28 protein-coding genes are annotated in these 24,930 nt (G+C 41.2%); 1 reads left to right on the forward strand and 27 read right to left on the reverse strand.

Annotated elements, in window-relative coordinates; translation table 11 throughout:
- Window positions 1-34: 34 nt before the first annotated feature.
- The 17 genes from MKX52_RS09905 to MKX52_RS09985 all read right to left on the reverse strand — a co-directional run bounded on the left by MKX52_RS09905 (window position 35) and on the right by MKX52_RS09985 (window position 14,985).
- Entirely contained in the window at window positions 35-544 is a 510-nt protein-coding gene (locus MKX52_RS09905; protein WP_144504629.1) for a YpoC family protein, read from the reverse strand.
- Window positions 541-1,203 (reverse strand): endonuclease III, encoded by a 663-nt coding sequence (nth, locus tag MKX52_RS09910; protein ID WP_012010351.1) that lies wholly within the window; start codon window positions 1,201-1,203, stop codon window positions 541-543. Before nth ends, MKX52_RS09905 begins: the two co-directional genes overlap by 4 nt.
- A 17-nt stretch (window positions 1,204-1,220) precedes the next feature.
- Window positions 1,221-1,925 carry a DnaD domain-containing protein gene (locus MKX52_RS09915; protein ID WP_342490634.1) on the reverse strand — a complete coding sequence of 235 codons (705 nt, stop codon included), beginning with the start codon at window positions 1,923-1,925 and terminating at the stop codon, window positions 1,221-1,223.
- Window positions 1,926-2,022: 97 nt separating this feature from the next.
- Window positions 2,023-3,315 (reverse strand): asparagine--tRNA ligase, encoded by a 1,293-nt coding sequence (asnS, locus tag MKX52_RS09920; protein ID WP_088001079.1) that lies wholly within the window; start codon window positions 3,313-3,315, stop codon window positions 2,023-2,025.
- A 115-nt stretch (window positions 3,316-3,430) separates the two neighbouring features.
- A complete protein-coding gene (tseB, locus tag MKX52_RS09925) occupies window positions 3,431-3,916 on the reverse strand; it encodes a cell wall elongation/penicillin-binding protein regulator TseB (RefSeq protein ID WP_012010354.1) in 486 nt (161 codons plus the stop codon).
- A gap of 12 nt (window positions 3,917-3,928) precedes the next feature.
- Window positions 3,929-4,099, reverse strand: a complete 171-nt coding sequence (locus MKX52_RS09930) for a YpmA family protein (RefSeq protein WP_003215469.1) — start codon at window positions 4,097-4,099, stop codon at window positions 3,929-3,931.
- 132 nt (window positions 4,100-4,231) lie between these two features.
- Window positions 4,232-7,024 carry an ATP-dependent DNA helicase DinG gene (gene dinG, locus MKX52_RS09935; protein WP_342490635.1) on the reverse strand — a complete coding sequence of 931 codons (2,793 nt, stop codon included), beginning with the start codon at window positions 7,022-7,024 and terminating at the stop codon, window positions 4,232-4,234.
- 113 nt (window positions 7,025-7,137) lie between these two features.
- The gene (gene panD, locus MKX52_RS09940; protein WP_034620444.1) at window positions 7,138-7,521 is read right to left on the reverse strand and encodes an aspartate 1-decarboxylase; all 384 of its coding nucleotides are present in this window, start codon (window positions 7,519-7,521) and stop codon (window positions 7,138-7,140) included.
- Window positions 7,514-8,380, reverse strand: coding sequence for a pantoate--beta-alanine ligase (panC, locus tag MKX52_RS09945; RefSeq protein WP_342490636.1), 867 nt, complete (start codon window positions 8,378-8,380; stop codon window positions 7,514-7,516). Before panC ends, panD begins: the two co-directional genes overlap by 8 nt.
- A complete protein-coding gene (gene panB / locus MKX52_RS09950) occupies window positions 8,377-9,216 on the reverse strand; it encodes a 3-methyl-2-oxobutanoate hydroxymethyltransferase (protein WP_144521266.1) in 840 nt (279 codons plus the stop codon). The genes panC and panB overlap by 4 nt, the downstream gene beginning before the upstream one ends.
- Before the next feature lie 197 nt (window positions 9,217-9,413).
- Entirely contained in the window at window positions 9,414-10,397 is a 984-nt protein-coding gene (locus MKX52_RS09955; RefSeq protein WP_342490637.1) for a biotin--[acetyl-CoA-carboxylase] ligase, read from the reverse strand.
- The gene (locus MKX52_RS09960; RefSeq protein WP_342490638.1) at window positions 10,370-11,572 is read right to left on the reverse strand and encodes a CCA tRNA nucleotidyltransferase; all 1,203 of its coding nucleotides are present in this window, start codon (window positions 11,570-11,572) and stop codon (window positions 10,370-10,372) included. The genes MKX52_RS09955 and MKX52_RS09960 overlap by 28 nt, the downstream gene beginning before the upstream one ends.
- Complete coding sequence (gene bshA, locus MKX52_RS09965; protein WP_012010361.1) at window positions 11,565-12,710, reverse strand: N-acetyl-alpha-D-glucosaminyl L-malate synthase BshA; 1,146 nt, start codon at window positions 12,708-12,710, stop codon at window positions 11,565-11,567. The genes MKX52_RS09960 and bshA overlap by 8 nt, the downstream gene beginning before the upstream one ends.
- 2 nt (window positions 12,711-12,712) lie before the next feature.
- A complete protein-coding gene (gene bshB1 / locus MKX52_RS09970; RefSeq protein ID WP_012010362.1) occupies window positions 12,713-13,417 on the reverse strand; it encodes a bacillithiol biosynthesis deacetylase BshB1 in 705 nt (234 codons plus the stop codon).
- Window positions 13,404-13,823, reverse strand: coding sequence for a methylglyoxal synthase (gene mgsA / locus MKX52_RS09975; protein ID WP_012010363.1), 420 nt, complete (start codon window positions 13,821-13,823; stop codon window positions 13,404-13,406). Before mgsA ends, bshB1 begins: the two co-directional genes overlap by 14 nt.
- Before the next feature lie 17 nt (window positions 13,824-13,840).
- Entirely contained in the window at window positions 13,841-14,644 is an 804-nt protein-coding gene (gene dapB, locus MKX52_RS09980; RefSeq protein WP_342490639.1) for a 4-hydroxy-tetrahydrodipicolinate reductase, read from the reverse strand.
- 5 nt (window positions 14,645-14,649) lie between these two features.
- Window positions 14,650-14,985: a nucleotide pyrophosphohydrolase gene (locus MKX52_RS09985; RefSeq protein WP_012010365.1), complete on the reverse strand. Its 336-nt coding sequence runs from the start codon at window positions 14,983-14,985 to the stop codon at window positions 14,650-14,652.
- A gap of 137 nt (window positions 14,986-15,122) precedes the next feature.
- Here MKX52_RS09985 and MKX52_RS09990 point away from each other — a divergent pair, with 137 nt between their 5' ends.
- Window positions 15,123-15,995 carry a YitT family protein gene (locus tag MKX52_RS09990; protein WP_012010366.1) on the forward strand — a complete coding sequence of 291 codons (873 nt, stop codon included), beginning with the start codon at window positions 15,123-15,125 and terminating at the stop codon, window positions 15,993-15,995.
- A gap of 30 nt (window positions 15,996-16,025) precedes the next feature.
- On the opposite strand, the gene ypjB is transcribed toward MKX52_RS09990, so the two are convergent.
- From ypjB to MKX52_RS10040, 10 genes are all read right to left on the reverse strand, one after another.
- Window positions 16,026-16,829 (reverse strand): sporulation protein YpjB, encoded by an 804-nt coding sequence (gene ypjB, locus MKX52_RS09995; protein WP_119125043.1) that lies wholly within the window; start codon window positions 16,827-16,829, stop codon window positions 16,026-16,028.
- 65 nt (window positions 16,830-16,894) lie between these two features.
- Window positions 16,895-17,488: a DUF1405 domain-containing protein gene (locus MKX52_RS10000; protein ID WP_342490640.1), complete on the reverse strand. Its 594-nt coding sequence runs from the start codon at window positions 17,486-17,488 to the stop codon at window positions 16,895-16,897.
- Between the two features lie 100 nt (window positions 17,489-17,588).
- Window positions 17,589-18,356, reverse strand: coding sequence for a menaquinol-cytochrome c reductase cytochrome b/c subunit (locus tag MKX52_RS10005; protein ID WP_012010369.1), 768 nt, complete (start codon window positions 18,354-18,356; stop codon window positions 17,589-17,591).
- A 42-nt stretch (window positions 18,357-18,398) separates the two neighbouring features.
- Window positions 18,399-19,073 (reverse strand): menaquinol-cytochrome c reductase cytochrome b subunit, encoded by a 675-nt coding sequence (gene qcrB, locus MKX52_RS10010; RefSeq protein WP_003215804.1) that lies wholly within the window; start codon window positions 19,071-19,073, stop codon window positions 18,399-18,401.
- Window positions 19,074-19,075: 2 nt separating this feature from the next.
- Complete coding sequence (locus tag MKX52_RS10015; protein WP_007500911.1) at window positions 19,076-19,582, reverse strand: ubiquinol-cytochrome c reductase iron-sulfur subunit; 507 nt, start codon at window positions 19,580-19,582, stop codon at window positions 19,076-19,078.
- A gap of 144 nt (window positions 19,583-19,726) precedes the next feature.
- The gene (locus MKX52_RS10020) at window positions 19,727-20,173 is read right to left on the reverse strand and encodes a YpiF family protein (protein WP_342490641.1); all 447 of its coding nucleotides are present in this window, start codon (window positions 20,171-20,173) and stop codon (window positions 19,727-19,729) included.
- Between the two features lie 61 nt (window positions 20,174-20,234).
- Window positions 20,235-20,774: a ReoY family proteolytic degradation factor gene (locus tag MKX52_RS10025; RefSeq protein ID WP_003215573.1), complete on the reverse strand. Its 540-nt coding sequence runs from the start codon at window positions 20,772-20,774 to the stop codon at window positions 20,235-20,237.
- 75 nt (window positions 20,775-20,849) lie between these two features.
- Entirely contained in the window at window positions 20,850-22,121 is a 1,272-nt protein-coding gene (locus MKX52_RS10030; RefSeq protein WP_342490642.1) for a tetratricopeptide repeat protein, read from the reverse strand.
- Window positions 22,122-22,412: 291 nt separating this feature from the next.
- On the reverse strand, window positions 22,413-23,699 hold the full coding sequence (gene aroA / locus MKX52_RS10035; RefSeq protein WP_144493428.1) for a 3-phosphoshikimate 1-carboxyvinyltransferase: 1,287 nt from the start codon (window positions 23,697-23,699) through the stop codon (window positions 22,413-22,415).
- Between the two features lie 10 nt (window positions 23,700-23,709).
- The gene (locus MKX52_RS10040) at window positions 23,710-24,825 is read right to left on the reverse strand and encodes a prephenate dehydrogenase (RefSeq protein ID WP_251184673.1); all 1,116 of its coding nucleotides are present in this window, start codon (window positions 24,823-24,825) and stop codon (window positions 23,710-23,712) included.
- Between the last annotated feature and the right edge of the window lie 105 nt (window positions 24,826-24,930).

A 24,930-nucleotide genomic window follows, 5' to 3' on the forward strand; every position in this document is an offset into this window, starting at 1 on the left:
GAAAAAGCACTTGCCTATGTGGCAAGTGCTTTTTTTAACGCTTTTGTCTAATCTTTTTAAGTGCTTCATATTTTCCATACTGCTTTTTTAGTTCTGTGTATAGCTCGTCTAGTTGAATAAAGCAGTGATATTGAGTTGGTTTTAGCAAAATGAACTCTAAACGTTCTGTCCAATTAATAGGGGCAACGGGAAATGTCTCTTGCTTAATATGTTCCCATTCAAGCGTTTGTATTCTCTCCCCTTTGATCCAGTAAAACACCGCAATCATACTGACAATCCCTTGCAGCATATCATCTTCTTCACACCGAGACTTTCTTGTTTCAAAACGAGGAAGCATTTTTTCTTTTAATTCATTCCATAGTTCGAACATCACAGGAACAAATTCTTCTGTTTTCTGCCATGGAAGCTCATCTGTTAAACGTTCTGATGATAGATCATATGCGAGTGGATGCTCTCTAAGGATGTCCATTCGATCACCTTTCATCTCTATCTTTTTCCCTTTTAGTTTTTCGACATATGAGGAAAAAACAACGGCCCCGCTCATGCCAGCTTCACCAATCCTTTTTTCAGCCTCTTCTGCCCTTCTCTACACATATCAAGAAGTGGACAAGATTCGCACTGCGGACGCTGGGCCTTGCAGTGATACCTGCCAAAAAAGATGAGGCGGTGATGCGTCACAGACCAATCTTCTTCTGGTACCTTCTTCATTAAGGTTTGTTCTACTTCGAGAACAGAATCCTTCCAGCGGCAGATTCCAAGTCGCTTGCTGACACGTTCTACATGTGTATCGACTGCAATTGCTGGCACCCCAAAAGCGACCGAAACGACAACATTTGCTGTTTTTCGGCCCACCCCAGGAAGCTTCACAAGCTCATCCCGGTCCTTAGGCACTTCCCCGCCATATTCTTCAATTAGCATTTTGCTCAACTTTTGAATATTTTTGGCTTTATTTCGATAAAGACCAATCGAACGAATATCTTGCTGCAATTCTTCAAGCGGTACACTTAAATAGTCTTCTGGTGTTTTATATTTTTGAAATAACGTTTTGGTCACTTTGTTGACAAGCACGTCTGTACACTGCGCAGAGAGTGCTACAGCAATCACAAGTTCAAATGGATTGGAATGAACAAGCTCACACTCAGCTTCTGGAAACATATCTCCTATAATATCTAAACATTCATTGATTTGTTTTTTTGATAACATGACTTCTCCTTTATTGGTTATTGTTCCAGCCAATTATAAAAAGGAACTTGTCGCTTATATGTTGACGTCTCTTCTTTTGAAGGTGGCACTTTTTGCTGAGAACGGAAGTGTTGGCTATGCTCTTTTGCTTCTTCTGCTGTTTTCAGCCCTTTCTTTTTCCACTCAAACAGAATTCGGTCGATATAACGGAAATTTAATTTTCCCGATAACACCGCTTCTCTTAATGCTAGGCGGATCATTTCAGCATCATGATGGTCTTGATCCATCCAGATGGAGAGTGTTTCTCCTTCAAGAGGAGAAAGCGGTCTGCCAAATTCATCTTCAAATAAAGCATATAAAGACTTTTCAGCCTGTACATGGAGTTTTTGACCTTCCTTCGCTTGTTTTGCTTCTAAAAAGTCATACAACACGCCCCATAATGGCTCAACTGAGTAACGGTCATGCTGAATACCAGATCCGTCCTCAAACGGCTGAATCGAAATAAATCCTTTTTGAATTAAATGCTGAACCATATACGCACTCTCTTCAGCTGAAATGGTCATCCCATGGGAAAGCTCTTCAAATGTTTGAAAGAACACACCTTGTTCTTCATTCATTTTAATCTTAAGCATCACCATCATTTGTGATTCATTCAGTCCTAACTGCTCATAATGAGCAATCAGCAAATTAGGCAAACTGGTCGACCCCATTTGCTGCATATTAATAAATTGCTGCCTATTCATCGGATACACCTCTTCACTTTAAGTATATCACGTTTTATTTCACGTGCTCCTTCAAAAACGTTTGAAAAAGCCTCCATATGTTGGAGGCTTTCACGTCTTAAGGATATAAACGGTTTAATAATCTTGGGAAAGGAATGGTTTCACGCACATGCGGCGCTCCACTAATCCAAGCAACTGTACGTTCAAGTCCAAGACCGAAACCTGAATGCGGGACAGAACCATATTGTCTTAATTCTGTGTACCATTTGTAAGTTTCTTGATCTAGTCCATGTTCTTTCAATCTTGCTTCTAGAAGCTCTAGATCATGAACACGCTCAGAACCGCCAATGATCTCTCCATAGCCTTCTGGTGCAATCAAGTCTGCACAAAGAACGACATCATCACGATCTGGTGCAGGCTGCATGTAAAATGGTTTTAATGATGTTGGGTAGTGAGTGATAAACACTGGTTTATCGTAGCTTTCAGCGATCGCTGTTTCGTGAGGCGCGCCGAAGTCATCTCCCCATTCAATATCGTCAAATCCTTTTTCTTGCAAGAATTTAATGGCTTCATCGTAAGTGATACGCGGGAATGGTGCTTTGATATTTTCTAGTTTTGCTGTATCACGGCCAAGTGTATGCAGTTCCACTTTACAGTTTTCAAGTACACTTTGAACCACATGAGTCACATAGTTTTCTTGATACTCAAGGTTTTCATTAAATTCGACAAAAGCCATCTCAGGCTCGATCATCCAAAACTCAATTAAATGGCGTTTTGTTTTAGATTTTTCAGCTCTAAATGTTGGGCCGAAAGAGAATACTTTCCCAAGTGCCATAGCAGCAGCTTCCATGTAAAGCTGTCCACTTTGAGAAAGGTACGCGTCTTCATCAAAATATTTCGTCGCAAACAGCTCCGTTGTGCCCTCAGGTGCACTTCCAGTTAAAATTGGCGGATCTACTTTCACGAAGCCTTCTTGATGGAAGAATTCATATGTAGCACGAATGATTTCGTTACGAATTTTCATAATGGCATGCTGCTTTTTAGAACGAAGCCATAAATGACGGTGATCCATTAAGAATTCTGTTCCATGCTCTTTTGGTGTAATCGGGTAGTCAGTTGCTTCATGAATCACTTCAATGGATTTCACTTGCAATTCAAAACCAAGAGGTGAACGCTCGTCTTTTGTTACTTGTCCTGTCACATAGACAGATGTTTCTTGAGTGACTGATTTTGCAAGCTTAAAGACTTCCTCTTCTACTTCTGCTTTTACTACGACTCCTTGAATAAAGCCTGTCCCGTCACGCAACTGCAAGAATGCAATTTTACCGCTTGAACGTTTATTGGCAATCCATGCGCCGATGGTTACATCTTCATCGACATGTTTGAACACTTGATTAATCGTTGTTTTCAACATAATTCCCTCCAAAGCCAGAAAGAAGCTCACCTTTTCGATAGGTGTGATTCTTTTTTCATACATTTTATTATAACCGTTCTAAATCAGCATGGTCAACGCAAGACAGGAGAAACTATGGTGTTACATTTTTTTCTACGTGTCCTGTCGAGAAATCGACATAGCTAAAGCTGTATTGATTGTTTTCATTTAAGTACGTCACTTCCCAAAGGAGTACATCACCTTCTCTTGCTAATTGAACGTCCTTTAGCTTAGAGACCGTGTTCTCCTTTTGAACAGCTTGTACTGCTTGATTTGAGGTTACACCATCTTTTGCCCTTTTTGCGATCACTTTTTCTTTTTTGCTGGCAGGTACCCAAACATAGGTTGTTTCATTTTGTTTGTTTTTCCCTTCAACAATAAATTGTTTTTCTTTTCCGACAAAGGTTTCTACTTGCTCCACTTGTACGATGTCTGCTTGTTTTTTTGCTCGTTCAATCGCCGTTTCATGACCTTGTTCTTTTTGCCCCATGGCAATCTGATAAATCCATGTAAAGCTGATGATGCCAATGAGCAAAACGAAAGCCACAACAGATGAGATGATCCAAACTATTTTTTTCATGTCAAGCTTCCCCTATGTACGATATATTGTAAATATCGCTTGATTTTGATCTTCTTGATCTAATGCCAGTCCAAACATGAGATCTTCCCTTTTAAGCGTTCTGTTCAATAAGTCAACAATTTTATACAGGTCCTCTGAATGTTTAATGTGAACAGTTGAAAGTACCTCTATTTTACTTTCCACTTCTAATTCCTCCTCGGTACGTAAATATTGTTAGTCATACTTTTCGGCGCGGGAACCGATACTATTTTTACAACGGAACACAAAAAGCCGTTACGATAAATTAACTCCAAACCCACACCAGCTAAAGGCCGCTTATGACAGCGGCTTTTCGTTGTTGAGCTCCTCTATATACGCCTCAAGTGATTCTCTTGTCATCTCGTGAACCGGCGCGTGAGGGAGTGATTCTAAAAATAGCTTTCCATATGACGCGGTTTTCACTCGGCGGTCCAAAATGAGCAATGTGCCTATGTCTTTTTCAGAGCGTAGCAAGCGTCCTGCACCTTGTTTAAAGGTTAACACAGCTTCTGGGAGAGCAACGGCTTTAAACGGATTTTTGCCCTGTTTTTTAGCGGCATCACATTTTGCTTCAATAAGCGGTGAATCAGGCGGTCGAAACGGAAGACGTGCCATAATGACTGTTGTCAGCTCTGATCCAGGAAAATCGACACCTTCCCAAAAACTACCCGTACCAAGTAAAATCGCATGTTTTGCTAATTTAAACATCTTCGTTAATTTAACAGGACTACCACCCGTCAAACCTTGAGCAAAAAGGGCAGCTTGCATCCCTTCTGTTTTCAGTTCATCATATACTGCTTTTAACATCTCATGTGAATTAAACAACACCAATATCTTCGCCTGGTGCTGCTTTTCCATCATCTTAATGTACCGTACTGATTGCTTTACATAGTCGCGCTCATCACGGTTCGTAATCGGCGGCATATCAGCTGGTACAATCACCTTAAGCTGTTTTTCAAGTTCAAACGGTGATTCAATCTGTACAAGATGCGGATAAAAGTCCTGCAGACCAAATCGTTCTAAGCAATAATCAAAGCGACCATTGATTGTAAGTGTCCCTGATGTGAGGACAACACTTTTTTTGTTCATAAAAAAGCGATCTGCTAAAAGCTCTCCAGTATCTAGCGGCTGTGCATGCATAAAGACAGCATTTTTGGCACCCTTTGCATCAATCTCAATCCAAACCGTTTCATCGTTTTTCGGTTCAAAAATGAACCGGTACAGCGTACTGCAAAATGTTTGCATAAACGACATCACTTGATCGTATTCCTCTGCTTCAAACGCAAAGTGTTCTGTCAGTTGATCACTTTTTTGAAGAAGCTCGCTTTTTTGCTGTTCATACAGCTTTTCACAAGCAATTAACAAGGAACAAAGCTTACTTGCCGTCTCTTTAATCCGTTTCCACTGCGCATGCTTCGACTGATGACGTACTCTATGAATGAGACGATTGATGTCTGCTTTTGGTTTTGTCCTTTTGACAAAAGAATGGACGGTACTAAAAAAGGCGTCACTTTCCATTTGAAGTTGATGAAGATACTCATCCATTTCGATAAAGGTGTCCGTCTGTAAGCCGGCAGCGTGAAATCTTTTTTTCAGCTTCTTTAACAAACCACCTTGTAAGGAGCCAAGCTGCGTTAATTTTGCATGAAGCTGGATATAAGACGTGCTATCCCCTAACGTTTCATTGGCTGTTTTCTCAAATTGGTGAGCCTCGTCAATCACATAAACGTCTGCATGCTGAAAGATAGATGATGCCTCCGTTTGTGATAAGAGCAGGCGATGATTTGTTAAAATTAAATCAGCTGTTTTGGCCCTTCTTTTCGCACGCTCATAAAAGCAGTATTCTTTAAAGCGGCGCTTTTTCGATGTAAACGGCATGTGCACACACGATATCCGGTCTTTTATATTGGCAGCTCCTGACGGTAAATTTAGCTCAGATAAATCACCCGTTTCTGTTACAAGGAGCCACATTAATATTTGCGCTTTCGTTAAGACCACATCATAGTTATCATCTTCCTCATGCAGTACATGCTCAAACTTATCTAAGCAAATATAATGCGCCCGACCTTTAAATACACAGGCTGCTGGTTCAAATGGGAGCAATTGATTTAAAATCGGCACATCGCGCTGAAGCATTTGCTGCTGCAAAAGAATGGAATATGTACTAATAATAACAGGCTTTCCTGATTTCTTTGCTTCTAATGCAGCTGGTATGAGGTATGCGAGCGTTTTTCCGATACCTGGTGCCGCTTCAATTAAAGCATAAGCTCTTTCATGAAACACATCTCTCACTTTATTCATCATCTTGAGCTGGCCTTCTCTTACTTCATAGCCTTCCACTGTTTGGGGCAGCTTCTTTTTGATCTTCTCAAACAGCTGTTCATCGTCTTCCCCTACTGAATATGTCGTATCCTTTTCAGAATTGGTGACATCTTTAACAGCAAAAGAGCCGACTTCTACCAATGAATTTTCGCGGCTAGCATCACTCGTTTCAAGCTGCTGGATTAAAAGTCCTATATCACTTAAAAGATAAGAGGATAATCTACGCAGCTGCTTTAGCACATTTTGCGGTGTATGCGTTAATTGATGGAGTAAGGTTAAAAATAACATAGCAGTAACTTCCGCATCACTATCCGCCCTGTGCGGGTGGTCATGTGGAAGCATGAGCTCTTCGCTTAATTCAGTGAGCTTATAGCCTTCAAGCTCTGGATAAAGAATTCTAGAAATTTCAACTGTATCAATCGCTAGCACATCCAGCTCATTTTTCCCGCATGCTTTTAGTTCATCATTTAAAAAATTCAAGTCAAAATGAACATTGTGCGCAACAAAATAAGCGCCTTGAATGAGATCATACACCTCTTGGGCAATATCCTCAAAAAACACCGCATCGTCAACCATATGCTGCTGAATGCCTGTCAGCTGTTCAATAAATCCTGGGATCGGTTTTCCCGGGTTCACATATTTTGAATACCGTTCGACAATTTGTCCATTTTCAATGACCACCGCAGCAATTTGAATGATTTTATCACCCTTTTTGGGTGAATTTCCGGTGGTTTCAATATCAACGACAACAAACCTTTGATCGGCCATAAAATGGACACCTCAATTCCTTGTTTCACTCGAAGTGAAACACGCTCTGGGCAAAAATAGCTGAAACAGAACAGCTTCTTTTCTTAAACTGTTCTGTTTCATTGGAGCATGCGTTATAAAATCGTTCTCGCAGGCTCTTGCCCAATCATTTGTTCAATTTGATTTTCTTTATTTAACACGACCACTTTTGGTGTATGCGTCTTTGCTTCTTCTTCTGAGAGCATTCCATAAGCGATAATAATCACTTCATCACCCGGCTGAACCAATCTTGCTGCTGCGCCATTTAGACAAATGACCCCGCTCTTTCTTTCACCCGGAATTATATATGTTTCAAGTCTCGCGCCATTGTGATTGTTGACAATCTGTACTTTCTCATTTGCCATCATACCTGCCGCATCAAGTAAATCTTCGTCAATGGTAATACTTCCAACATAATGTAAGTTTGCTTCTGTTACCGTCGCTTTATGAAGTTTAGAAGTCATAAAGGTTCTATACATGCTTTTCACCGCTTTCAGGAACATGGAATATGACATTATCAATCAGTCTTGCCCGTGAGAATTTCACCGCAATCGCAATGATGACCTGACCTGCTAACTGCTGAAGCGGCTCAAGCTCTGGATAGGAGTAAATTTCAATATAATCAATTTCCCCGCTTGTTTGAAGAATATCCTCTTCTACCAACTGATAAATGCGACTGACGTCACGTTCACCATTTTCAATCGCTGACTGTCCTTTTTTCAGTGCGCGGTACAAAGCAGGTGCTTCTTGTCTTTCTTTATCAGACAAGTACACATTTCTTGAACTTTTCGCTAAACCGTCTTCTTCTCTAACTGTCGGTACTGAGACAAGGTGAAGATCAAAGAAGAAATCCTTGATCATCGCGTCGATCACAGCGACTTGCTGTGCATCCTTTAGACCAAAGTATACATTTGTTGGTGCTACAAGATGAAATAGCTTTGTAAGCACAGTAACAACGCCGTCGAAATGTCCCGGACGTTTTTTCCCGCATAAGACATCCGTCCGCTTTCGAACCGTCATCGTGATTGATGGTTCATTTGCATACATTTCTTTCACATCAGGTGTAAATAAAATATCTACCCCTGCTTTTTTTGCAAGGCGCTGATCTCTTTCCATATCCCGTGGATAGGATTCAAAGTCTTCGTTCGGGCCAAATTGCAGAGGATTGACAAAGATGCTCATGACTACAAGGTCATTTTGATCCCTTGCTTCTTTCGCAAGCGTCAAATGTCCTTCATGAAGAAAGCCCATCGTTGGGACAAAGCCAATGGAATGCTGCTTTTCTTGATGTTGCTTAATCAATTCCTTCAACTCGTGAATATGGGTGACAACGTTCATTTTTTGATCCCCCCATATAAACCATCAAGGACTTCTTCTTTGATATGAAATGTATGCTTGTCTTCTGGAAATGTGTGTGCTTTTACTTCTTTCGTATATTGAATAAGCGCTTCTTCTAATACTGTATCAATTTGCGCGTATTGTTTCACAAACTTAGGTGTTCTAGACACCCCGTATCCTACCACATCATGGTAAACAAGAACTTGTCCGTCTGCCTCAGCCCCTGCACCAATCCCGATCACAGGAATCTTCAGCATGTCGGTAATTCGTTTTGTCAGTTCACCAGGTACGCATTCAAGAACAAGTGCAATCGCACCAGCTTCCTCACATTTCAAGCTGTCTTCAATCAATTTCTGCGCACTTTCGTGGTCTTTTCCTTGCACTTTATAACCGCCAAGTACTCCAACTGACTGAGGTGTAAGGCCTAAATGACTGACGACAGGAATCCCGCCTCTTGTGAGAGCTTGAATGGAATCAAATACACCATCTCCGCCTTCTAGTTTTAAGGCATCCGCACCGCTTTCTTGCATGATGCGTGCTGCGTTTTTCAATGTTTCTGCTAATGAATAATGATAAGACATAAATGGCATATCCGTCACAATAAATGTGTCTTTTGCGCCTCTTTTCACTGCTTTTGTGTGATGGATCATGTCATCGATCGTGACTTGTATTGTCGAATCGAGTCCAAGTACAACCATCCCAAGTGAATCACCAACTAAGATCATGTCGACTTCCGCTTTTTCTGCTTGTTTTGCAGATGGATAGTCGTATGCTGTCAGCATCACAATTGGTTCGTTTTGTTCTTTCATTTTGAAAAAATCTAGCTTTGTCTTCATCTGTTCCTCCTCATTCTGGAGAGGAGATGGTTTGCCTCACATCACATGATTTGATCTCTCATGCGCGGCGAATCATCCCTCTGTCCAAGTCCCTTAGGATCAAGGCAGAAATTGATCAAATTTTTGTTTCTAACAGGTACAGCTCTTTTCAGATACTGCCCACACGAAGTATATCAAAATTGTTCCGGGTGTTCCACTTAAGTTGACTTGATCTCGATGTCTGCGGAGTAGATTTTTTGGATCCCTTCCTCCGTTTCAAGCAATAATACACCTTCTTCATTGATTCCGAGCGCTTTTCCAGTGTATTGCCCATTGACGGTGCGGGCCACAATATGCTGACCGATTGTCATCGCATACGATTCCCATAATTGTTTAATGGGCGCAAATCCATGCTTTATATAATCAGCATATCTTTTTTCAAAGGTGGACATGATCTGTTGGATGAGCGCAGCACGATCCACTTTTTCATTCAGTTCCATTCGCAGGCTCGTGGCGACATTTTTTAGTTCATCAGGAAAATCATCAGCCGTTTGGTTCACATTAATGCCCGGTCCAATAATCACCGCATGAACCTGGTCCGCCTCTGCTTTTAATTCAGTCAAAATGCCAACGACTTTTTTGCCATTTAATAAAATATCATTTGGCCATTTAATCGATGGTCTGAGTCCTGTTCGGTCTGCAATGGCTTCTGCGATGGCGACAGATGCCAAAAGCGTCATCTGCGGCGCTTTATGCAGCGGAATTTCTGGCCGTAGAATGAGACTCATCCAGATGCCTGTCCCATTTGGTGAATGCCACGCCCGTTGAAGGCGGCCTTTTCCGTTTGTCTGGTGATCACTGACAACGAGCGTGCCGTGGGGTGCACCTTCATTTACAAGATCATGGGCAATCAGCTGGGTGGATGCAACTTCTTTCTGAAAATATATGTGTCTGCCAAAACTCTCTGTGTCTAGACCAAATAGAATTTCGTCCTCACTAATTTTGTCTGGTTTACGAAGCAGACGATAACCTTTTCTTCTGACAGCTTCTACTTCATAACCCTCTTTTCTCAAGTCCTCCATATGCTTCCAAACAGCCGTTCGAGAACAACCAAGCTCATTACATATTTGCTGACTCGAGACAAAGTCCTGGTTAGATGCTGTAAATAGTTCAATTAATCGTTTTCTAATTGCTGATCGCATGTGGTAAGCCACTCCTCTATGGCTTCTTTTCGGTTTTCCAAATGATTGTGCAGAATGGCTTTTTTCACCATATCAAGCTCTTCTGCGATCCATTTACCTGATGTCTTTTGCCGAAAGGCCATTAAATCTTTTCCTGAAACAGCAAGGTCTTGAAGCGTTTTAATCGGCAGTGCATCATAAGAACTCTTGGCAGCCTCCAGCTCGTCAAAGAAAATGCGCCGCTCGTGTTTTAGCTGTGTAATTTTCAAGCTAGATAAAAGCACGTGTTCACCAGCTTCAAACATCTTTTCGGCATTCCATTCACAATCGACGTATCGGCTAATGGCGACCGCGTCTTTTAATAGCTTTGTTGACAGCTTCCATTCTTTTAAGAAAAGCACGGCCTTCTCTTCATCTAAGCCAAGTAAATGGATGACAGCCCCCCATACTTCTTCCAGCCCATCCAGTAAATAATACGGAAATGTCTGAAAGGAGTCTTGCAGACGATCCTTTTCGAGTCCCGGCAATTCTTCGTATAATTTGGTAGAAATGAGCACTTTGATCGCCCGCTCACAATAACGTCCTTTTAAAAGCTTTTCCATTTCAATCTTTTTGCGTTCAACGGATATGTTGGCAAGGAGATGCTTATCTTTTTCCATTGCTTCAGCCGTTTCTGCAGCGAGCTCAAAGCCAAGCTGGCTTAAAAAACGGACCGCTCTCATCATACGAAGCGCATCTTCCTGAAAGCGGCACGCAGGATCTCCTACGGTTTGAATTCGTTTCCGCTCAATATCCTGTTTGCCCCCAACATGGTCAATGATTTCTCCATTTATATCCATGGCCATCGCATTGATCGTTAAATCTCTTCTTAAAAGATCTTCCTTCAAGGATGTGATAAACGCCACTTCTTTCGGCCTGCGAAAATCTTCATATTCTGATTCAGTTCGAAACGTCGTCACCTCATAGCTCATCCCATCATGTAACACTATGACCGTGCCATGCTCTTTGCCAACATCAACTGTTTTTTCAAATAAAGACTCGACCGTATCAGGCGTTGCATCCGTTGCTATATCGATATCGCCGATTTCCCTGCCTAAAAGGACATCTCTCACTGCTCCGCCGACAAAGTAAGCTTGATATCCATGTTCGTGCAGTGTATGTAAAATAGGGATCGCATGTGTGAATGGTTCATTCATGTTCATCATCACCTTCGATCAATTCTAGGTAAAGCTCTTCATATTCACTTACAATTTTTTCAGAAGAAAAATGGGCTTGAACGCTAGACTGGGCCGCCGCCGACACTTGCTCATGAAGCGCTTTGTCTTTGAGTATAGAGACTGCGTGTTTAGCTGCCGCGTCTATATCACCGAGCGGGACAAGGAAACCTGTTTCCCCATGTGTAATGACTTCTGGAATTCCGCCAACATCAGTCCCAATACATGGGACACCACATGCCATTGCCTCAAGAAGCACTAGTCCGAAGCTCTCTTTCTCAGATAGAAGCAGCTTCAAATCACTGATGGAATACAGCTCTTCTACTTTCTCTTGCTTTCCTAAAAATAACACGCGATCTGTTAGTCCCAGCTTTTTCACGAGTTCGCAAACAACCGATTTTTCAGGACCATCCCCAATGAGCAGCAGTTTTGCATTCACCTGTTCAGAGATTTTTTTAAATACATGAATGACATCATGCACCCGCTTCACCTTGCGGAAATTCGATACATGGATGACGACCTTTTCATGATCTAAAAGACCATAGTGTCTCTTCAGCACATTGTGATCATCACGCAAGTATACACGCTCATCGACAAAATTATGGATTGTTTCGATCTTTTTATTCGGTTTGATGAGGTCGTACGTCTGCGCAGCTAATGAATGCGACACCGCTGTTACCCGGTCTGATGATTCAATTGCAAAGCGAATGACTTCCTTTAATGATGGATCATAGCCTAAAACCGTAATATCCGTCCCATGAAGCGTCGTGACAACTTTTACAGAGTGTCCAGTCATTTGCTTCGCTAAGTACGCACAGACGGCGTGAGGCACCGCATAATGCGCGTGAATAATATCAAGCTTCTCTCGTCTTGCGACTTCTGCCAGTTTACTTGCTAATGCAAGGTCATAAGGCGGATATTGAAAAACAGCGTATTGATTGACATCCACCTCATGAAAATAAATATTCGGATACACTTTATTGAGCCTAAACGGAATACTTGAGGTAATGAAATGAACATCGTGCCCTTTTTCAGCTAAACGTTTTCCAAGTTCCGTCGCAATAATGCCCGATCCGCCGACACTTGGATAACAAGTGATTCCGACCTTTAGTTTTTTCATAATTACCCCCCAAGTAAGTCGTCATCAATCAAAAGTGGTTTCTTTGTGATAAACCCTTCTGCATAAGCTTTATTGACTTCCCTTCCATACATAGACTCTCTCATTTTGACAAAATCAATATATCCGTTCACAAGAGGTGTCTCAACTGAATTCGCAGATTTCACAAATTGGCTTTGATACGCATGCAAGCTATCAATCTTTTGATGCATTTCCTCAGAAATATCAATCACAAAATCTGGACGATGGTGACCGTTAATCATGTAATAATACATCTGACTTACTTTATGCGCAGGCTGCTTGTATGAATCTTCAAATTTATGTATCCCTGCCGAAAAAGCAGCTTCTTCAACAAGTGTACCCGCATGACCATGATCTGGATGCCGATCTTGGTGATACGGAGCAAAAATGAGTTTCGGTTTGTATGTACGAATCACGCTTGCAACGTCCTTCATTGCTTCGTCATTTACATAAAGCCCTCTGTCTGGCAGCGTGAGCTGGATTCGCGTTGACACGCCTAAAATGGCGGCAGCCGCTTTTGCTTCCTCTTGACGGCTCTCTACCGTTCCATTTGAAGATAATTCAGCCTGGGTCAAGTCGCAAATTCCGACACGCGCCCCTTTTTTTACGTATTTTGCAATCGTTCCGCCCATACCGATCTCTACGTCATCACTATGGGCTCCGAAAGCAAGGATATCAAGTCGTTTCATTTGTTCCTCCGTTTTTTGCTACATCTCGAAAATCAAACGTACCTTTATTTAAATTCCTGACTAAAATTTCTGCGGTCCCCATATTGGTGGCTAGTGGGATCGTATACACATCGCAAAGCCGAATGAGTGCAGATACATCTGGTTCATGCGGCTGCGCGGTAAGCGGGTCTCTAAAAAAGAGCACAAGATCCATTGCATTATCAGCAATTAAAGCACCAATCTGCTGATCTCCTCCAAGCGGGCCTGACTGGAAACGATGAATGGGAAGCCCCGTCGCTTCTTTCACTCTCAAACCTGTAGTCCCTGTTGCGTAAAGTGTATGATCTGCCAATATATCACGGTACGCAATGGCAAATTGGATCATGTCACTTTTTTTCTTATCGTGAGCGATTAAAGCAATGTTCATCAGGAATCCACTCCTTATTAGTCAATGATATTTTCTAAACCATAGACGAGTTGATCAATGTGCATGACTTGTTCAACTGAAAGCTTTACACCTGACATAAATGAGGCGCGGTTATAAGAATCATGACGAATGGTGAGCGTCTGTCCGTCCATTCCAAATAGTACTTCTTGATGTGCAATCATACCTGGAAGCCTTACGCTGTGCAGGCGGATCCCGTCATAATCTGCGCCTCGTGCACCTTCTATTATTTCTTTCTCTTCTGGATGTCCTTGCTTTTTGCTTTCTCTAACTTCTGCAATCATTTCAGCAGTTTTAAGACCAGTACCGCTTGGAGCATCTAGTTTTTTATCATGGTGAAGCTCAATGATTTCAACGTCAGGAAAGTAATTTGCTGCCATTTTGGCAAACTTCATCATTAAGACCGCACCGACAGCAAAGTTTGGTGCAATAATACAGCCTATGCCCTTTTCTTCTGTTAATTGCTGAAGCTCTTTCAGATCAGCTTCAGAAAATCCAGTGGTTCCGACGACTGGACGTACGCCATGTTCAAGCGCTTTTTTTGTATGTACTTTTCCTATTTCTGGTGTCGTCAAATCAATTAAGACATCAGGTGCTGTCTCTGAAAGACACACATCAATATCTGTATAGATTGGCGCCTCAGATGTTGTATGAATCACATCAGATAATTTTTTTCCTTCGTGCGCGTGATCAAGGGCTGCCACTAGCTCAAAATGGCTCGTCTCTTCTGCCAGCTTCACAGCTTCTATCCCCATTCTCCCTCTTGCTCCAGCGATTACTACTTTGATGGTTTGATTCGTCATCGTCTCTACTTCCCTTCTTTTTTCGTCCAGCGGTCTTTGTCTCTAGTATTGAATTTATGCATCACACGATCATGTGCTTCCTCTAATGATATATCTAGTGAATTAGCGAGACATGTTAACACAAATAAAACATCGCCAATTTCTTCTTCCATGCTTTTTTCTGTTTCCGTTGTTTTTTTCGGCTTTTCTCCATAGTAATGGTTGACCTCTCTTGCTAGCTCGCCTAATTCTTCTGTCAGGCGGGCCATCATGGCAAGCGGGCTGAAATAGCCTTCTTTAAATTGTCCTATGTAATCATCTACTTCTTGCTGCACGTAACGCAGCGTTTTTTCATTCGTCATGAAGCTCATCCTCCTATCCATCTCTTACATGTTAGCGAAATCATAAATATTTGACAAATGTTTAAAACTCAGTTTGCTTGTTTCTCTCCCATACCATATAATATTATCGCTGTCTAAGCAAAAAAAGGAGTGGTCTCTTGCTAAAAGAAATTCGTCTTAAGAATATCGTATTTATTTTAATAGGATCTGCGATTTTTTCTTTCGGTCTTGTTCATTTTAATATGCAGAACAATTTGGCGGAAGGCGGATTTACAGGTATTACACTGCTTTTATATTTTCTATTCCACATTGACCCATCCATTTCAAACCTTGTCTTAAACATTCCGATCTTTTTTATCGGCTGGAAAATGCTCGGCAGAACCATGTTTACTTATACAATTGTAGGCACCGTCAGTCTTTCTGTCTTTCTCGCCATCTTCCAGCGCTTTCAAATACATATGCCTCTTCAGCACGATTTGGCCCTTGCCGCGCTCTTTGCTGGTGTGTTTATCGGAACAGGCCTTGGAATCATCTTTAAGTTCGGTGGTACTACCGGTGGTGTTGACATCATCGCAAGACTCATCAACAAGCATTATCAAGTGGCTATGGGGCGAACAATGTTCATCTTCGACGCTTGCGTCATTACGATTTCTCTTACTTATTTAAATTACAAAGAAGCCATGTATACGCTCGTCGCAGTATTTGTTGCTGCGAAGGTCATTGACTTCATGCAAGAAGGCGCTTACGCAGCCAAAGGCGCCATGATCATATCTGAAAAAGATGACATCATTCAAAAGAAGATTACAGAGGAAATGGAGCGAGGTGTCACCGTTTTAAAAGGGGTTGGTTCTTATACAAAACAGGAGCGCAACGTCCTTTATTGCGTCGTCCCGAAAAATGAACTTGTCCATCTCAAAAGCGTCGTGACCTCAGTCGATCCTCATGCGTTTGTATCCGTCAGTGACGTCCATGATGTACTTGGGGAAGGCTTCACATTAGATGAACACAAAAAGCCGCTTAATCCGCATTAAAAAAAGAAGCCCAAAAATGGTGCTTCTTTTTTATGATTTCGGATAATCAGCTTGTCGTTTTTGTTTCTTCTCTTTCTCAGCACGGTATTTCCGAAATCCTACATACGTTAACGTTAATAAAATGATACTTCCTGTTGTTAAAATGACCCATAAAAGCGATGGGTCAGCCTCATCTTGATCCACGTGAGCAAACACACTCGATAAATCTTCTTCAAGCTTTGTGAGGCGCTCAAGCTTTGTCCCACTTGATGCTTTTAAAAATTCACCTTGCTCAATCACTTCCATGTGTTGCTTAATCGTTTGCAGCTTTTCAGGCGAAACATCAATGGTTAAACTCGGATAGATCATATCGTATAAAGAAACTAGCTCATTCCAAGTTTCATAAAACGTCGTTGACTCCGGATCCTTCACTTCTTTTTTCAATGTAGGAAAAGACCCCATAATGGGCTTCTCCAGCGAACCCCAAAGTGGCTCAGAGTCTGACTGGATCGCATCGAGTAGCATTCTAAACTGTGAGGCATAGCGAAGCTTTTCGCGCTCATTCAATTCTTCCTGCGGCAGCCCTTTTATGATATCTTGATAGCCAACTGTAATTTGTCGAATCTGCGTATTTGTCAGCGTTCCGCGCCAATTCTCAGCTTTAAATGTCTTTTCAACATACAATGCGACCTGTAACGCCTCATCATATTTAGCTTGTCTCGTTAATTGAAAGATTGAATCTGATAGTTCCGTTAATTCTTGCAGCACACTAGCGGCTGTTTCCTCGCCTTTGGCAACAGATGGCTGTAATACGAGAAAAAATAATAGAATTATCGCGATTGGCTTTCGTTTCATGCAAGTCCCTCCTAGCCCTTCTCCATACAGCGTATGAAGAAAAGGACAAGGTTAGACCAATATTGTTAAGGGAGTTCAAGCTTGATCGATTTTTTCGATAGGACCAGATAATATGAAACAAGAAGAACGGCAATGCTTAACCAAAACGTGACGTAGCCGATCTCGTTTGTATAGGCAGACAGCATAGAATAACGCGGCATCATACCAAATACATAATCAATCACATCGTTATGTAAGATCCATATGCCAGCTACGACCAAATGACGCATTTTAAAACGATAATACGGTGCAAACAATACGGCTTGAACCGCCATCGCAAAGTGGGAGCCAATCAGCATGTATCCTTCCCACGGAAAGTCATCAACAGATAAAAGGACAAAGATATTCATCCCTACAGCCCATAACCCGTACTTAATTAAGGTTACGAGGGCAAGTGCTTCAAAATAAGGAGCGTTACGTTTCATCAAAAACGCAAGTAGAACAAATAAAAAGAAAAAGCTTGCCGTTGGACTGTCTGGAACAAAAGCTAAAAAGATAGCTGGCGTTTCAACAAGCTGTGGAATATACCAAAAGTAGCCGTACACAGTGCCAAGGAAATTAATTATCAGGATTAGCACAAGCATATAGCGTGTGGCTAGCAGATATTGAATCCATCTCATACGTCTCTTCACTCACAATCTAATAAAATCAGAAAAAAGCTGACAGCGCCAGCTTTTTCTCTTTTGAGTATATCCTTGTACTTGCATTTAAACAACTGAATTATTTAGATTTGACCTCAGATAAATATTTAGACAGCTTTTCAAGTTCTTCATCGCTGCCTTTAAAGATACCCTTAGGCATATTACCTTTTCCTTCAACAGCAATCTTAGCAATCTCTTCAGGTGCAAGACCGTTGTCAACAAGTGACGGTCCGGCTGCTCCGCCCTGCATGTTATCTCCATGACAGGAGATACATGTTTGCTCCTGATAAATTTTATACTCTGCCGCCGAGGTATCAATCTCTGCTTCTTTCTTAATTTCACCTTGCTTTGCCGCTGCTTCCCAATCATGAGTAGCAACAGACTCCCATGTTAAATATGTTGCTGCGCCGACTGCAAGGATCATCATCCCCACTGCAACCGGTCTTCTATACGGTCTGCGTTCAGGACCAGAATCAAGAAATGGTGCGAGCAACAGTGCACCAAACGCAATCCCAGGCATAATCATCGCACCAACTACCGTATAGCCACCTGCAGCAAATTCATATTTTAATAACTGGTACAAGAATAGGAAATACCAGTCTGGCAGCGGAATATAGCCGGTATCTGTTGGATCAGCCATCCGCTCAAGCGGAGGTGCATGAACCACAGTTAGGACAAGAAATCCAATTAAAAAAACGGCACCTACAAGCCATTCCTTTAAAAGAAAGTTCGGCCAAAAGGCTTCTGTTTTTCCCGGATATTCGGAATAGTCTTTAGGTATGTTAGGTTTTCTTTCTGCCGGAATTCTAGAGTCTCCGACAAACTTCATCCCTTTTCCCCTATGCAAAGTCATCCCCTCCTCATTGAACATTCATCAAACGCAACTTTTTTATAGCGGTCCAGAAATTCCTTGCTTACGAATCATAATAAAGTGGGCAGCCATCAGCCCAAATAATGCCGCTGGCAAGAAAAAGACATGGATAGCGAAAAATCTCGTCAGCGTTTGTGCCCCTACAATGTCAGGATGACCTGCAAGCAGCGTTTTGATCTCTTTCCCAATGAAAGGTGTCGCTTCTGCAATTTGAAGACCAACCTTCGTCGCAAATAGCGCCTTCATATCCCATGGTAAGAGATAACCTGTAAAACCAAGTCCAAGCATGACAAAGAAAATGAGCACACCTACAATCCAGTTGAGCTCTCTAGGCTTTTTATACGCCCCTTGGAAAAAGACCCTTAGCGTATGTAAAAACATCATGACAATAACTAAACTCGCACCCCAGTGGTGCATCCCTCTGACAATCTGACCAAATGCCACTTCATTTTGTAAATAATAAACAGATTCCCATGCGTTTTTAATATCCGGCACGTAATACATCGTTAAAAACATGCCCGAAAGGACTTGTATGACTGTCACAAAAAACGTTAAACCGCCAAAACAGTACACAAAAGCGGAGAAATGATGTGCTGGATTGACATGCTCAGGCACCTCATGATCCGCAATATCTCTCCATATTGGTGTAATGTCCAGCCGCTCATCTACCCAATCATAAATCTTGTTAAGCATCGTTACCCTTCCCCTTTCGGCACAGCTTTTCCAAGATAGAGGTATCCGTCCTTCACTTGCTGCTTATAATGATCAAGCGGTGCAAGTGGCGGAGTTCCGGGTACGTTTGTACCATCCTTGTCGTACAGCCCATAGTGGCATGGGCAGAAAAATTTGTTTGGATTTTTCGGATCACTGTTCCAGTTCACTGTACATCCTAAATGTTTACAGATTGGCGATAAAGCGACAATTTCATCCCCTTCTTTGTACACCCATGCTGACCTAGATTCCTTTGACTCATACCATGCATCTACTTGATCAATTTTAAAGTCAAAGCGCTTCGGTTCCTTCGTCAGTTCATCTACACTGACAACTTGAACCATATCCTGATCCTCTGTTCCTTTTAGCACAGGGTCAAGCGCAAAGCGAACCATAGGCATGAGCATTCCAGCGGCCATAAATCCCCCCACGCCGGTCAACGTGTAATTCAAAAATTGACGCCTGGACACTCCATGTCTCTTCTCGCTCATTTTTTTCTCCCCCCCTCAGGTCGTCAGCTACTTTATAACTGAATTAGAAAAAATTTCATAAAACTAGGACACCCTCATAATATATCAATCTATTCACAAGGTCAACAGCCTAAAAAGCTATGTACAATGCAAATGTAAGGGTTTTTATGAAGGGTTCCACTTTTGTAACAAAAAGTTCAAAATTTGTTCCACACTGTCTTGAACGATTTTTTGCTTTAATTCTACCTTTAAATGCTCGAGCGGAACCGGCTTTAATAAAAATAGTGAATCACTAACGGGCGCATGCTCTTTCCACCCGTGATCAGATGAGATCAATACGACATGCTGAAAATGATCTTCAAGCGATTTCTTCATCGTGAAGATGTCTTCTAGTTTTCGATCATTGATTTCTACATATGTATGTGATGGAAAAAGAAAGACCCGCCCTTTCAGCTGCCTTTCAAGTTCCTCTGCTACAAGAATAGTAAACTCCCCTAAAGATACGGTTTGCTTGATTTGATTCGCATCTATTCCAACTAATGGAATGATAGCGGTATCAATGTAATCTTTAGATTGTATAAAGCGATCCGCATCCTCCGCGTGAAACTTCATCAATTTCCCCTCTTTCATGACATAAGCCCTGCCTGGATATGGCAAGGCTTATGCGTTCAGTTTATGACAAAAGGCTTAATTCTCTTGCTAACTTATTAAATGTTTCTTGATCATGACGGTCAAGTGCTTCATCTATCTCTTTCATAAGTCGTTCTTTTTGGAAAGTTGCGATTGAGTGTTCAAGTACTTTCTCTGCAAGATCCTTATCTTTTTCGTTCTCATAAAGATCCTTTGGAATATGAGGATTTGTTTCAAGCACAGCTGCATATTCCGGCGAACGATAAGCAGAACGGAAATTCAATTGAATAAACAAATCTTGCTGTTTATTCAAGCGAATATCATGAAATGACTTTTCAGCATCTGTCGTCATGATGTTTTCTTTATAAAATCTAAAGGGAACTTCATCCACACAGTGTGTTGACATAATGATTCCCCTTGGGCAAAATTCTGCTTGCTCTACAAAATGAACCTTTTCCATCAAAGAGTCGTGACTCATTAAATAATTTAATATCCAAACACACTCTCTTCGCTTTAACTGATAATGGTTTAAAAACCACCGGATGAATTCCTTCTTTTCATTGACAGAAACAGGGGTCTGCATGTTATTCCCTCCTCTATCGTAAATTAAATTGCTATACATGAATTATTCAACAAACCAGTTCTTCATTCCTGCAAACTATAAGGAAATTTCGTCTTCAATTCTTAAAATCGTTTCTTCGATTTCTTCATTTGTGCCATCTTTCTGAAGAACTTTGCGTAATAGAGGCAATGCTTCTTTTTGTCTGCCTTCTTCTAAAAGGAACGTCGCGTATTCATATAAAAAGTCACGTTCCTCATCAAAATCAGGCAGAGCCAGCTTGAAGTACTCTGCTGCTCCTTTATATTCCTCTCGTCCAACAGATGCAGATGCAGCATACCAATTCCATTTTGGATCCTCTTCCCCAAAGCTTTTAACCTCTTTAATGACATCCAGAATTTCATCAAAAAGCTCTTCATTTAAGTAGATCGCGAGCAATGTTTGAATCGCTTCAATATAGCCCGGGTCAAGAGCAAGAGCTTCTTGAAGCAACTTTTTCGCATCTTCTGAATCCCCATTTTTCAAGTCAATCTTTGCACCATATAAATATAATTCTTTGTTATACTCATCAATTTTAATACCCTCTTTTACTACCTCTAAAGCTTCGTGATATAGTCCTTCTTCCTCATAACTTTTTGCTAAAGGCATATAAAGGGACGAATAAGATGGATCAATATCTTTTAGTTCGGAAAGCTGCTGAATGGCTGTTTTCGTTCGGCCAGCCCTCATCGCTGTAAATCCGTAACCAAAAAGGGTATTCGGGTCTGTTTGGCCTTTCACTGCCTTTTCGTACCATTCAAGCGCATCTTCAAATTCTCCAGCTGTGCTGAGTGATTCAGCGAGCCTCTGATAAACATTGACGCCGCCAACTTCATGTTGTTGATCTGCGACCTTGTAGAAATAGTCAGCCGCTTTCTTTGAAAGACCTTGCGAAAAATACAATTCACCTAATGCAAAATCAATAATGGCTTCATTCGGAAGTAACTCTTTTGCTTTTAAGAGTTTTTGTTCACTGACTTCAAATAGCCCTTGCATTTGATACAAATCTGCCATTAACAGTAGGCTCTCTGGATATGCAGCATCATCTTCAGGAATTGTCTCTAATACCGAAATTGCCTTTTCTTCTTCATCAGAGTCAATCAGAAGTTCTGCATAAAAGCATGTTAACCCTGTTTCCTCTGGATATAAATCATGTAAATCACTGATGAGATTTCTCGCTTTATCGATATCTCCCCAATCATAATATAACTGAGCTGCCTGAGCCTTTTCTTCATCATGCAAATGCTTTTCTGCCTGAGCAAGTGTTTGAAGTCCTTTTTCAGTCTCACCCGCCTCAACTAATTTTATGGCTTCTTGTAATGAACTATTCAAATCAAACCGTTCCTTTCTGTTTTCCAAAAACCTAAACTATTGTTACTTCATATCATAATCGACAGGTACTCATCCAGCAAATATGTTGCACTTTTAAAATGAACTCAATTTTGTGTTTTAAAGACTGTTTTTCATTTCATCCTTTACGAAACGAAGGTTTTGTAAACTGAAAACACCTGAAATTCATTTTTTGATCAAATAAAATGATTTTTTTCCAGGTTTCATCTTGAGACAAGCTATGCTATATTCCTTACAAATATGCCTAAAGAAAGAAAAAGCCTGAGGACACCCTCAGACTGTTTTGGTTAAGTATTCAATATGTTCAAAGAAATTCGGGTATGAGACGCGTACAGCATCTGTATCTTCAATCTCAACCGCTTGCTTTGTGATACATGCAGCAATCCCAAGCATCATACCGATTCGGTGATCTCCGTAGCTTGATACAACAGCGCCGCCTTGAAGCGGGGTTTTACCATGAATCTTCATACCATCATCTGTTGCTTCAATATCAGCACCGAGTTTTTTAAGTTCTGACACGACTGTATCTATTCGATTGGTCTCTTTTACTTTTAACTCAGCAGCATCTTTAATAATCGTTGTTCCTTCTGCTTGTGTTGCTAGAAGCGCTATAATCGGAATCTCATCGATGAGTCTTGAAATCACATCACCAGAAATTTCGATCCCTTTTAATGAAGAGGTCGAGATTGTTAAATCGCCATATGGCTCTCCGCCTTTTGCATCTACTTCATTGATCTCAAGATTCGCACCCATTTGTTTTAAAACATCAATAATACCCGTTCTTGTTTTGTTTAGCCCAACATTTTTTAACACAATTCGGCTGTTAGGAACAATCGATCCAGCAACAAGGAAAAATGCAGCTGAAGAAATGTCTCCAGGAACAAATATATCTGTTGCTTTTAATGTTTGACCGCCTTCAATGGAAACACTTTGTTCATCTTCGTCTAGTTTCACACCAAACATGGAGAGCATTCTTTCTGTATGATCTCTTGATTTATGTGGTTCAGTTAATGTCGTTGTTCCCTCTGCTTGAAGCCCTGCTAAAAGGACAGCGGACTTAATTTGCGCACTTGCGACTGGAGACTCATATGAGATTCCTTTTAAATGACCACCACGAATAGACAGTGGCGTATACTCGCCGTTTGCTCTACCATCTATCTTCGCTCCTAGTTGTTTAAGTGGACCTGTTACTCGTTGCATGGGTCTTTTAGCAATACTCTCATCACCGATCAGTGTACTGTGAAACTCACAACCAGCTAATATTCCCATCATTAATCGAATGGTTGTACCAGAATTTCCGACATCGAGGACGTCAGACGGCTCCTTCAGCTCTTTCAGTCCCTTCCCATGAATCACAACATCTGTCCCTTTTTGTTCAATGTCAACGCCCATCTTTCTAAAACAATCAATTGTGCTTAAACAATCAGCTCCTGGGAGAAAGTTTTTCACCACTGTCGTCCCATCAGCAATTGCTCCAAACATCACTGATCGATGAGAAATGGATTTATCACCTGGAATATGAATGACTCCATTCATAGGAGCATGTTTATGAATTTTCATCTTTGTCACCTCAGTCAGCATAAAATGTATCGTAATTCGCTCTATTTTTTATACAGATCTCTGCACGTTTACGGTCGTCTTCTGTTTGAAAGCTAATGCGTAAAATCCCATTTATATCTTCCCGCGTTTCAATAATACGGATATTCGTAATACTGATGTTCTCATTTGCTAAATGCCCTGTAATTTCCGAAATGACCCCAGGGTGATCTGGAACATCCACATAAAGGTCATAAAAAGCAGGAATAGCACCTTTTTTCCTCAAAGGAAGTCCATCACGATATTCCTTTGCCTCTTGAAAATAAGAGAACAAGCCTTCAGCGTCTTCTTGCTGTACAAAGGTCTCAATGCGATCGATCTCTTTTTTCCATTCATGGAACCGGTCTAAAATCTTATGTTTGTTGTGCAGAAGGATATCTCGCCACATTGCAGGATTGCTTGATGCAATACGTGTAATGTCACGAAAGCCTCCAGCAGCAAACCGTTTAACAAGTGGGAATTGTTCTTCAAAATGATGCGCTTGATGCACAAGGCTGGCAGCAACAATATGAGGGAAATGACTAATCACACTTGTTACACCATCATGTTCTTCTGGGGTCATTTCAATAAAATGAGCATTTGTCCCCTTTAACAAGTCCTTCAAACGATCAACAGCATCGCGGTTTGTTTCCTTTGCTGGCGTTAAAATGTAGAACGCATTTTCAAATAAAAAGTCTTTCGCTGCAATGACACCTGACTTGTGAGAGCCTGCCATTGGATGTCCACCAATAAATTGATAGTGATTAGGAAGCGTTTTTTCTGCAAAATGGACGACCTTTTGCTTTGTGCTGCCGACATCGGTAATTGTAAGCTCTCTCTCAATTCCAGAGTTTGCAATATCACGAAGCATCTTTACTGTTTGCTGAACTGGTGTTGCCAAAATGATAGTCGCAGATTCAGCCAAACCTGCTGCAAAAGAATCAGCTGCTAAATCAATGATACCTAGCTTTGTTGCTGCAACCATTTGTTCTTTGGACACATCGTATCCAACAATTTTTTTATAGGGATACTCTTTTTTAATCGACAGTGCGATGGAACCTCCAATTAAACCAAGTCCAGCGATTAATATTGTTTCATTTGCATCATTCATGTTCATCACCTGTTTTTTCGCGAAAATTAAAAAAGCCATTTCAAAAGCTTATATGTATGAGGTTGTTACAATGAAAGCCATATCCTGTAAAAGGATATGACTTTA

Origin of the sequence: Bacillus sp. FSL R5-0422, from assembly GCF_038610765.1 — a bacterium.
Classification (GTDB): Bacteria; Bacillota; Bacilli; order Bacillales; family Bacillaceae; genus Bacillus; species Bacillus pumilus_O.

Bases quoted from the DNA above. Each gene is read 5' to 3' on its own strand.
- MKX52_RS09905 (WP_144504629.1), bottom strand. From the start codon at position 544: ATGAGCGGGGCCGTTGTTTTTTCCTCATATGTCGAAAAACTAAAAGGG.
- nth (WP_012010351.1), bottom strand. From the start codon at position 1,203: ATGTTATCAAAAAAACAAATCAATGAATGTTTAGATATTATAGGAGAT.
- MKX52_RS09915 (WP_342490634.1), bottom strand. From the start codon at position 1,925: ATGAATAGGCAGCAATTTATTAATATGCAGCAAATGGGGTCGACCAGT.
- tseB (WP_012010354.1), bottom strand. From the start codon at position 3,916: ATGAAAAAAATAGTTTGGATCATCTCATCTGTTGTGGCTTTCGTTTTG.
- dinG (WP_342490635.1), bottom strand. From the start codon at position 7,024: ATGGCCGATCAAAGGTTTGTTGTCGTTGATATTGAAACCACCGGAAAT.
- panD (WP_034620444.1), bottom strand. From the start codon at position 7,521: ATGTATAGAACCTTTATGACTTCTAAACTTCATAAAGCGACGGTAACA.
- panC (WP_342490636.1), bottom strand. From the start codon at position 8,380: ATGAACGTTGTCACCCATATTCACGAGTTGAAGGAATTGATTAAGCAA.
- panB (WP_144521266.1), bottom strand. From the start codon at position 9,216: ATGAAGACAAAGCTAGATTTTTTCAAAATGAAAGAACAAAACGAACCA.
- MKX52_RS09955 (WP_342490637.1), bottom strand. From the start codon at position 10,397: ATGCGATCAGCAATTAGAAAACGATTAATTGAACTATTTACAGCATCT.
- MKX52_RS09960 (WP_342490638.1), bottom strand. From the start codon at position 11,572: ATGAATGAACCATTCACACATGCGATCCCTATTTTACATACACTGCAC.
- bshA (WP_012010361.1), bottom strand. From the start codon at position 12,710: ATGAAAAAACTAAAGGTCGGAATCACTTGTTATCCAAGTGTCGGCGGA.
- bshB1 (WP_012010362.1), bottom strand. From the start codon at position 13,417: ATGAAACGACTTGATATCCTTGCTTTCGGAGCCCATAGTGATGACGTA.
- mgsA (WP_012010363.1), bottom strand. From the start codon at position 13,823: ATGAACATTGCTTTAATCGCTCACGATAAGAAAAAAAGTGACATGATC.
- dapB (WP_342490639.1), bottom strand. From the start codon at position 14,644: ATGACGAATCAAACCATCAAAGTAGTAATCGCTGGAGCAAGAGGGAGA.
- MKX52_RS09985 (WP_012010365.1), bottom strand. From the start codon at position 14,985: ATGACGAATGAAAAAACGCTGCGTTACGTGCAGCAAGAAGTAGATGAT.
- ypjB (WP_119125043.1), bottom strand. From the start codon at position 16,829: ATGAAACGAAAGCCAATCGCGATAATTCTATTATTTTTTCTCGTATTA.
- MKX52_RS10000 (WP_342490640.1), bottom strand. From the start codon at position 17,488: ATGAGATGGATTCAATATCTGCTAGCCACACGCTATATGCTTGTGCTA.
- qcrB (WP_003215804.1), bottom strand. From the start codon at position 19,073: ATGCTTAACAAGATTTATGATTGGGTAGATGAGCGGCTGGACATTACA.
- MKX52_RS10015 (WP_007500911.1), bottom strand. From the start codon at position 19,582: ATGAGCGAGAAGAGACATGGAGTGTCCAGGCGTCAATTTTTGAATTAC.
- MKX52_RS10020 (WP_342490641.1), bottom strand. From the start codon at position 20,173: ATGAAGTTTCACGCGGAGGATGCGGATCGCTTTATACAATCTAAAGAT.
- MKX52_RS10025 (WP_003215573.1), bottom strand. From the start codon at position 20,774: ATGCAGACCCCTGTTTCTGTCAATGAAAAGAAGGAATTCATCCGGTGG.
- aroA (WP_144493428.1), bottom strand. From the start codon at position 23,699: ATGAAAATTCATAAACATGCTCCTATGAATGGAGTCATTCATATTCCA.
- MKX52_RS10040 (WP_251184673.1), bottom strand. From the start codon at position 24,825: ATGAATGATGCAAATGAAACAATATTAATCGCTGGACTTGGTTTAATT.